The sequence below is a fragment of the Noviherbaspirillum sp. Root189 genome (genome assembly GCF_001428545.1).
GTDB lineage: Bacteria > Pseudomonadota > Gammaproteobacteria > Burkholderiales > Burkholderiaceae_D > Noviherbaspirillum.
This window is the reverse complement of record NZ_LMHZ01000036.1, coordinates 25,737-34,274: the sequence shown is the minus strand read 5'-3', so window position 1 is coordinate 34,274 and position 8,538 is coordinate 25,737. Positions and strand designations below refer to the sequence as shown.

Genomic DNA, 8,538 nt, shown 5'->3' with positions numbered 1-8,538 from the left:
GTTACCTCCACCGCTGCTCCGGTAGCTTCCGGCGGGAGCACTTCGCCGGGCGGGGCTTCCACCCGCTGGAACTACATCGCCTTATCACGGCGCACACCCCGAGCTGCCATTTGGCCGCTGGTGACTTGTCAAGTGACAGGAGAAACAGCGAGCCCGCTGCATCATTATTGAACTTGTCAGCGCCATCGTTCAGGTAGTTGTTGAAACCGCTGGCGACGACGGCAAAATACTTGTACTCCGGGACTCCGTCCTTCATGCCGACGCGGAATTTGGCAATACCAGGTACACCGGTGACGTTTCCCATATCCGGATCAGCGATGTCGGTAAATTCAAAGAGCACCTTGCCTCCCTCCGCAAACGCGGAAGGATCGCTGACGTCCAGCGCGAATACGCCCTGGGCCCCACCCCCCATGCCAGCCGCCAGCACGGTTTTCCACGCATTGCCTGCATAGGCTTCGCCAACTGCGATTGCACCGTCCATGTATGGCTGGTGCTGGTATTCGGGGGCAGTAAGGCGGTTCAGGCCTTGGAACAAGGCATCGGGTACATAGGCAAATAATTCCGCGCCGCTGGATGCATCAAAGGCATGCAGCATGCCGTCATTGGCACCGACATACACTGCCCCGGCGCGCTCAGCATGTTTCTTGTAAAAGGACAGGTAACTGCTGCCCTGGACACTTGTCGACGGTGCACCGACATAGACCGGGTTGCCATTGATGATGTCACCCAGTACACCCTTCCTTGTTCGGAAGATGCCGTTTGGCCGGTCAGCTTCCAGTTCGCGTTTCCCACGCAGGTAATCGACCCGATCGCTTCCCAGTCCGTCGGCCTGTCCGCTTGTCGGCGACGTATTCAGCAAGATCTTTTGACTGTCGGCCAGCTCGCTCCATTTGAACTCGACTGCAGCGATACCTCCGCCCGGAGCCGGAGCTGACGTGAATATTTTGCGCTTCTCGGGCGCAGGACTCGGTGCTTTTGCCGCTGTACCTGTCAGCAATTCTCCGGCGTCCCATTCTGCGGTATTCGCAATATGCACGACTTCATCACTGCCCAATGCCAGCTTGCGTTTTTTCAGACTACCGCTCCAGCTTGCGGAATCAAAGCCCGGTTGAAAAACATAGGCCCCGTCGGTGGAAATACGGGAAGTTGACATCGACACGCCGGAAATCGTCCCTCCACTCCCGGACAACAAGGCAAAGACCTTGCCGATGGCACTGATCATTTCCTTTGGCTGGCCCGCCAGGAAATAATTGCTGGGAACCGCCGCGGCCGTTTTTCCGTTGCTCCATTCCACATAGCTTCCAGAGACTGGCTGCCCATTCGCATCCAGTGTAATGAAGGGATTATTCTCCTTGGTCTTTGCATCAAAACCGCCATATTTGGCTGCGAGATAAAGCTGGCTGTCACGCGGTTTGGTGCTGCGGTTGCTGCCATCGATCAAACCGTTTCCGCCTTCATCGACATCGATCACAAACGTCTTCACGCGTGTTGGTTTGTCCAATCGTATGTCGTGAGTGTTTGCCCAGTACGCAAGGCCCGGCATGTAATAAGTTCCATGCCCGCTGGCTCCGGTGTCTTTCGCTTCAAGGCCTGCGAGGGAGGTATTTGTGCTTGGATTACCGAATTTTCCACTGGCGTCACTCTCCATTTCGCCCACGAGACGCGTCCATTCGACGACGTTTAGCTCCGGTGTTGTCGCATCAGCGGATTCCACTGCACGTACATCATCATACGCATCACTTCCACCAGTACCTGTCGCAAAACTTGTACGTTTGTTCCCAGGGATAAAACGATCCCAATGGGTGTTGACGTCTGCGATATTGAGAATGTAATTTTTCTGGCATGAGGCAATTACCGGATCCTTCCATGTCGTAATCACAGGAAAGCTATCTTTCATGCTATCGGCTATCCCGCTGGTGGCCTCAGGGGTCGGTCCCTTTCCCTGAAAATAGCGGATGCCTTCGTAGTAAAGCTCACTGACCGGGTCGTAGCTCTTGTAGTTGCCGGAACGGCCGAACTTGTTCAGATAATTGAGGACGCCGCTGTTGGGATTGCCATCCCGGTCCGAGGGGATTTCAGGATTATTGTGAAAGCGTCCGGAAACCGGATCCCATTCGCGCAGATCGTTGTCCTTTGCAATAAAATCCGGCGCGTCCCTGCGAAGAGGCCCAACATATTTCATTGGCGCCCGTAATACACCGCCGTAGCGCTGCACTTTGTCGTCCAGCAGATAGCCCATTGCACCGACACGCAACTTCTCGGCATGACGCTGGATTTGGCCGACGGGTTTATAGGCATTCCCGTATTTCTGGCAGAGGTCGGTGCGTTGCGGCCCTTCGTCGTCGTCGCACACCTTGACTCTGACCAGGTAATCTCCCAGCTTCTTGTCCGTCGCCAGCTTCGGAAGACTGCCACTGCCATCCCAGACGGAGGTGCAATACTTACTCGCCTCCTTGCTGTCCACCGTACCGCTGCTTACATCGCTGAACAGGATGCGGTTGCGGCAGGAGACGATGTACAAGGTCTTGACATCGAACGGGGTTACCATCCCCGGCGCACTGGCATTGCCGCCCATGGTTACCGCACGCCGCGGAAAATAGGTGTTGTGTGCGTAAAAATTGGTCTCCGGGCTATCCCGTAGTACGGCGCGCTGCAGGATGGTCTGCTGGTCCGTATCGAGAATTCGGTCACCGCCGGTCAGCGCGTAACGCACCATGTCGATCGCTGAAGACGCTGCCCAATTCATGAAATTGCCACTAAATGTGGCATTCCCACATTCGTGCAAGGCGTCGGCATTCTTGTCGGGGATGAAGTACTGGTCTTCGTAGTAGATGTCAGGGTCGTTTCCGGGATTACGCTTGCTGCCTTTGTATTGATAACATTTTTTTGGATTGAAATAACCCACGTACTCGAATGTACGGTTATAGGTCCCTTTGTCTCCACGGTAGGCGACACCTACCGTGGGAAACTCCACCGACAGGCTGAGCAGCAGATTGGGATGGATATTTGCGCGTCCATTAAACAGAGGCCCACTGGCCATCTTGACCTCTGGATTTGCGGCGCTTGTTGTAACAGCGATTGCCGTTAATACGATTCCAAGTGCACAGCGTATCCCAATTGCACCTGCGTCCAGTAAGATTATTCTGGTCATTTATTTACCAGCCTTTCTGTAAAAGGTCTGCAAGACCACCTGTGTGGTATCCCGCATGCCAAACCCGATTGCGGTGACGCGAAAGAACACTTCCGGCTTCTCGGCTCCATGCCCTTTGTAAGAAAACATCATCGGCTCAATGATGTATCGGGGAAGTTTTGCAGGAAGCGCCCCCTTACCTGATGGGAAAACATAACCGGTAAAGCGGCCATAGGGGACCGAACTAGCGTTGCTGGAATCGTTCAGGAAGTCGACGCTCTGCCACATAGGAGTCGTTGTCTCTGCTGCGACGGCGCAAAGTCCCAAGTTGGTACTGCCCAGACCGGAGCCACATCCGGCCTCGGGGAACGCCAGAATATTGTCCGACGCGAACAAGGCACTACGCGATTTGGCGGCATCCGGCGAACTTTCGATATCAAGCTCCGCATCCATGAGCGCTGCTTCCGCCGCTTGCAGCGCCACTTGTCTGTCGCGGTCATTGCGGGAAATTTTTTCGCCCTGAAGGGCAATCTGTGCGGCAGAAATACCAAGCAGCATAGTTACCACCAGCATCATCAGGGCGACGACGAGTGAAGCCCCCTGCTCCCGTGGATTAACAATGGGGTCGCTGTGACGGCACAGCGCGGCTAAGCTCAGGTCCGTTGCCATTATTCGCCGCTGCCGGATGCCTGGTTACGCAGTTGCACCGTCGCCGTGTACACCTTGCGCGGCCGTTGTCTGACGCTCTTGGGAAAATCGGTTTCGCTCAGATGTGTACCCTTGTCATCCGACGCGTGCATGCTTGAATATTCATCACCGAACAAGTCGTAGACCGTTTTAGTTTTATCTGCCGGAACACGTGAGTTATTGGTGCCGCGGACCAGCACGGCGATGCGCACAGTTGATATTTTTTTCCAGAATGTTTTGGCATTGCGTGCCTCGTCACTTATTTCTCCGGCTGCCGTCGCGGAATCGAGTGCATTGATTGCAGCCGCATTCAGCATCTTGTTGGGTAGCCCGTCCTCATCGGTATCTACCCCATATAACACCTGAAACGCTTCAACCCCACGTGCGACGCCTTCTGCCCTCCAGTTGCTGTCTCCCTGGTACTTGCAGTACAGCTGCGGCTCGCCGATCGAATCTTCCGCCACATAGAAAATACTGGCGCTGCGCTCCTGGTTAGCGATTGGAAAGCCGGCGCAATTGACGACGGCGTCATCCGTGGCTCCAAAAAACTGGACCGACAATACATCGCTGCCATTTACCGCCGCACCAAGCGGTGACGTCATGCCGGGTGTAGTGGCCTTCAATCGATGAGCATCAAGGCCCTCCAGGCTTGGGCTCATTCCCGGTCTGACTACCGCAGGTGCTTCCTGCCGATCCCAGTTGACATAGGCGGCCTGTCGAATAGCGCGTGTAATCAACTCAACCGCGTAACGGCCGGTGTCATCCATGCGCGCACCGTCATCCTGGGCGATGTAGCCCGACTTTGCGGACAGCAGCAATGCGGTCGCCGCCATGACAACCAGCAATCCAAGCGTAATGGAGATCATGAGCTCGATTAAGGTCAGGCCGTATTGCCGCCCGGCGCCACAACACTGCGGGGCGAGCGCATGCAATCGCATTGGCCTCATTGAATATAGGGCTCCACAGTGAATGCCACGGTGGGCGGGAATTCCTTGGAAGCGTTTCTGACCAAAGTACCATCCGGATTTTTAGCTTGCCACCCGACTTTAATGACAACTGAAGCGCCTGCACCAGCACCTCCCTGGCATTCCCATGCAAGTGACTGCTGTGCATCATCCCAAGGCTGCGCATCGCGACATACGGCAGCGCGTGCGTCTGGCAGCGTCGCAGCGAGACGCTTCTTCCATTCGTAGATATCGAAATCCGCAAGTTCGCGGCTGTCGCAACTCGCGCTGTAGCACAACTTGGAGGGTGTGGCCGGAGTGCCTTCGACCGAGTGCCGGAAGCTTATGCCGATAAAGGGATTGTCTACATCGTTCTTTTTCATCTGCCCGTCATTGGCACGCATTTTGTCGGCAAGTTCGGCAGCGAGCTGAACTGCCATCGTTTGCAGGCCGGACTGATGACCGGTACGCATGGCGGTCAACTGCATACCGGCCGCGCCGATCACGCCCAACGCGAGAACCAGTACCGCGACCAACACCTCAATCAACGAGAAGCCAACCATATGCCTCCTTCTCACCATGCCGTCCTCTCCTTGCCATGAATTGTCAATTCCCAAGTGACAATATTATATATTTGATAATTATATAAATGGCAATATTTTTAACGGCAATACTACGCGGGAGGTAGTAGCAGGATGTTTACTTGGAGGGGGTTTTGCGTTCAGGACCAACTTCGGCGATGGCGTCCTGAAACTCCGCCACGTCTTCGAAGCTTTTATAAACGGAGGCAAAACGAATATAGGCAATCTTGTCGAGACGCTTCAGTTCGCGCATGACAAGTTCGCCAATGTGGCCGGACACCACTTCGCGGGAGCCGCTGGACAGAAGCTTCTCTTCGATACGATGGATTGCTGCATCGACTGCCTCGGCAGAGACAGGCCGCTTGCGAAGAGCCAGCATCAGGCTGGCGCGGAGTTTGGCAGGGTCGAAATCGGTACGGCTGCCGTTTTTCTTGACGATGACCGGCATCGATAATTCGATGCGTTCATAGGTAGTGAAGCGTTTATCGCAGTGAGCGCAACGGCGCCGGCGGCGTATGGTATCCCCTTCCTCGGACACGCGAGTGTCGATGACTTGGGTGTCTTCATGCTGACAGAAGGGACATTTCATGGCGGCTGTGGTGATGAGTGCGAACGTATTCGGAAATCGTAGCCGCTAGTATCGCATACAATATTATCAACTCAGCAATGGATAGCGCCTGGCGTGCCGGCCCTGCTACCACTACCACTATCATTACCATTACAACACGTTAGCAGCAGACTGGGCGATCAACCTGATGTGAGAAACAGATTATGACCAGTCATACCGGTCCGGGCCCTGATTGCAATCCAGATCCCGAACCGACCATCGGAATTTAACCGTAAACCGGGAACGCTTCGGTCAGCTTCCTGACTTCCGCCTTCACGCGCTCGATCGTTGCGGCATCGTGCGGATTGTCGAGTACGTCAGCGATCAAATTACCGACCTTGGTCGCCTCGGCTTCCTTGAAGCCACGAGTCGTCATCGCCGGACTGCCGAGACGGATGCCGGAGGTGACAAATGGTTTTTCCGGATCGTTTGGAATCGCGTTCTTGTTGCAGGTCATGTGTGCCGAACCAAGGATAGCTTCAGCTTCCTTACCGGTAATCTTCTTGGCACGCAGATCAACCAGCATCACATGCGATTCGGTGCGACCGGACACAATACGCAAGCCACGTGCGATCAGCGCTTTCGCCAGCGCGTCAGCATTCTTGACGACTTGTTCCTGGTAAGTCTTGAACTCAGGCGACAGCGCCTCCTTGAATGCGACCGCCTTGCCAGCGATGACATGCATCAGCGGGCCGCCCTGAATGCCTGGGAAGATCGCGGAATTGATGGCCTTCTCGTGCTCGGCTTTCATCAGGATGACGCCGCCGCGCGGACCGCGCAGGGACTTGTGCGTCGTCGATGTCACGAAGTCAGCGTGCGGCACCGGATTAGGATACACGCCAGCGGCGATCAGGCCAGCGTAGTGCGCCATGTCGACCATGAAATAAGCACCAACTTCCTTGGCAATCTTCGCAAACCGTTCGAAATCGATACGCAGCGCATAAGCAGATGCGCCGGCAATGATCATCTTCGGCTTCTTCTCCCGTGCGAGGCGCTCCATCGCGTCATAATCAATCTCTTCCTTCTCATTGAGACCGTAGGACACCACGTTGAACCATTTGCCGGACATGTTCAGTGCCATGCCGTGCGTGAGGTGACCGCCTTCGGCCAGCGACATGCCCATGATGGTGTCGCCCGGCTTCAGCATCGCGAAAAACACACCCTGGTTTGCCTGCGAGCCGGAATTCGGCTGCACGTTCGCCGCTTCAGCGCCAAACAACTCCTTCAGACGGTTGATCGCCAGCGCCTCGGCGATGTCGACGAATTCGCAGCCACCGTAATAACGCTTCCCCGGATAGCCCTCGGCGTACTTATTGGTCAGCTGGGAGCCCTGCGCTTCCATCACAGCGGGTGATGTGTAGTTCTCGGACGCGATCAGTTCGATATGATCTTGCTGGCGCGCGTTTTCCTGCTGGATGGCGGACCAAAGATCAGGGTCGACTTTGGCAATGGTATGGTCTTTTGTGAACATGAAAACTCCAATCGATTAAGGATGCAAAGTGGGTTTGCCGAAATCGAATGAGGGCCAATAGAAAGAAGACAGGCAGCCTCAGTCGTGCATTCCATTTGGGCTGCCCAGGCGAACGGCTGTTGATATCTCACGTTCCCCGGTGGATTTCCACCTTTTAGCCGAACCGCGACTAGCTGCGCGCCCGGCATTCGCCAGTTACGTGAGACGAAATGGACCTAAATTGTAAGGTAGCGCCTCGAATGTGGCAAGGATCGCCAGCAAACCTTTTTTCCGAATTGGAATCGGGCATCCGCCTTTCGGCTACAATTTTGCCAACCTAACCTTTTTGTATGAAAGGAAATACCATGATCGTGCTGATTACCGGTGCAACTTCGGGCTTCGGAGAAGAAATGGCGCGCAAATTCGCCAAACATGGCCATCAGGTCATCGCAACCGGCCGTCGCCGCGACCGACTTGACAAGATTGCCGCCGAACTCGGCGCCTCCCTGCTCCCCATCGAAATGGACGTCACGAGCAAGGTGTCGATCATGCAGGCGCTCGACGGTCTGCCACAGGACTGGAAAGACATCGATGTGCTGGTCAACAATGCTGGCCTTGCGCTCGGCATTGAGCCTGCACAGAAAGCCTCGCTGGAAGACTGGGAAACCATGATCGACACCAATTGCAAAGGTTTGGTCACAATGACCCACGCAATCCTGCCGGGCATGGTCGCACGGGGACGCGGCACAGTGATCAATATTGGTTCAACGGCGGGGGCCTACCCCTATCCTGGCGGCAACGTCTACGGCGCGACCAAGGCCTTTGTCGACCAGTTTACGCTGAACCTGCGAGCCGATCTGATCGGCACCGGTGTACGCGCCACGAATATTGCTCCGGGTCTATGCGGCGGCACAGAATTTTCCAATGTCCGCCTAAAGGACGATAATGCAGCAGCAAAGGTCTACGAAGGTACCGTACCGCTGACTGCAACCGACATTGCCGAATCCGCCTACTGGATCGCCACATTGCCGGCACACGTCAATATTAATTACATTGAAATGATGCCGACCTGCCAAGGCTTCAGCGCGTTTAATATCAAGCGCAACATGTAATGCTGACCGTTCATATTGCCACATTGT

General features: G+C 55.2%; 7 protein-coding genes and 1 riboswitch. Of the genes, 1 reads left to right on the top strand and 6 read right to left on the bottom strand.

Annotation, left to right across the window (positions count from 1 at the left end; genetic code table 11):
* Window position 1 precedes the first annotated feature (1 nt).
* The 6 genes from ASE07_RS20085 to glyA form a co-directional block, all read right to left on the bottom strand.
* Window positions 2-3,040 carry a pilus assembly protein gene (locus ASE07_RS20085; protein ID WP_162256918.1) on the bottom strand — a complete coding sequence of 1,013 codons (3,039 nt, stop codon included), beginning with the start codon at window positions 3,038-3,040 and terminating at the stop codon, window positions 2-4.
* Between the two features lie 111 nt (window positions 3,041-3,151).
* Window positions 3,152-3,799 (bottom strand): pilus assembly PilX family protein, encoded by a 648-nt coding sequence (locus tag ASE07_RS20080; RefSeq protein ID WP_057292604.1) that lies wholly within the window; start codon window positions 3,797-3,799, stop codon window positions 3,152-3,154.
* Complete coding sequence (locus ASE07_RS20075) at window positions 3,799-4,764, bottom strand: PilW family protein (protein WP_235548545.1); 966 nt, start codon at window positions 4,762-4,764, stop codon at window positions 3,799-3,801. Before ASE07_RS20075 ends, ASE07_RS20080 begins: the two co-directional genes overlap by 1 nt.
* On the bottom strand, window positions 4,761-5,342 hold the full coding sequence (pilV, locus tag ASE07_RS20070; RefSeq protein WP_082584327.1) for a type IV pilus modification protein PilV: 582 nt from the start codon (window positions 5,340-5,342) through the stop codon (window positions 4,761-4,763). Before pilV ends, ASE07_RS20075 begins: the two co-directional genes overlap by 4 nt.
* A gap of 118 nt (window positions 5,343-5,460) precedes the next feature.
* On the bottom strand, window positions 5,461-5,931 hold the full coding sequence (nrdR, locus tag ASE07_RS20065) for a transcriptional regulator NrdR (RefSeq protein ID WP_057292602.1): 471 nt from the start codon (window positions 5,929-5,931) through the stop codon (window positions 5,461-5,463).
* A gap of 244 nt (window positions 5,932-6,175) precedes the next feature.
* A complete protein-coding gene (glyA, locus tag ASE07_RS20060; protein WP_057292601.1) occupies window positions 6,176-7,420 on the bottom strand; it encodes a serine hydroxymethyltransferase in 1,245 nt (414 codons plus the stop codon).
* A gap of 95 nt (window positions 7,421-7,515) precedes the next feature.
* Window positions 7,516-7,629, bottom strand: a riboswitch (ZMP/ZTP riboswitch).
* Between the two features lie 135 nt (window positions 7,630-7,764).
* Here glyA and ASE07_RS20055 point away from each other — a divergent pair.
* Window positions 7,765-8,511: an SDR family NAD(P)-dependent oxidoreductase gene (locus ASE07_RS20055; protein ID WP_057292600.1), complete on the top strand. Its 747-nt coding sequence runs from the start codon at window positions 7,765-7,767 to the stop codon at window positions 8,509-8,511.
* Window positions 8,512-8,538 lie beyond the last annotated feature (27 nt).

Coding starts and splice junctions, on each gene's coding strand:
- ASE07_RS20085 (WP_162256918.1), bottom strand. CDS start 3,040: ATGGCCAGTGGGCCTCTGTTTAATGGACGCGCAAATATCCATCCCAAT.
- ASE07_RS20080 (WP_057292604.1), bottom strand. CDS start 3,799: ATGGCAACGGACCTGAGCTTAGCCGCGCTGTGCCGTCACAGCGACCCC.
- ASE07_RS20075 (WP_235548545.1), bottom strand. CDS start 4,764: ATGAGGCCAATGCGATTGCATGCGCTCGCCCCGCAGTGTTGTGGCGCC.
- pilV (WP_082584327.1), bottom strand. CDS start 5,342: ATGGTGAGAAGGAGGCATATGGTTGGCTTCTCGTTGATTGAGGTGTTG.
- nrdR (WP_057292602.1), bottom strand. CDS start 5,931: ATGAAATGTCCCTTCTGTCAGCATGAAGACACCCAAGTCATCGACACT.
- glyA (WP_057292601.1), bottom strand. CDS start 7,420: ATGTTCACAAAAGACCATACCATTGCCAAAGTCGACCCTGATCTTTGG.
- ASE07_RS20055 (WP_057292600.1), top strand. CDS start 7,765: ATGATCGTGCTGATTACCGGTGCAACTTCGGGCTTCGGAGAAGAAATG.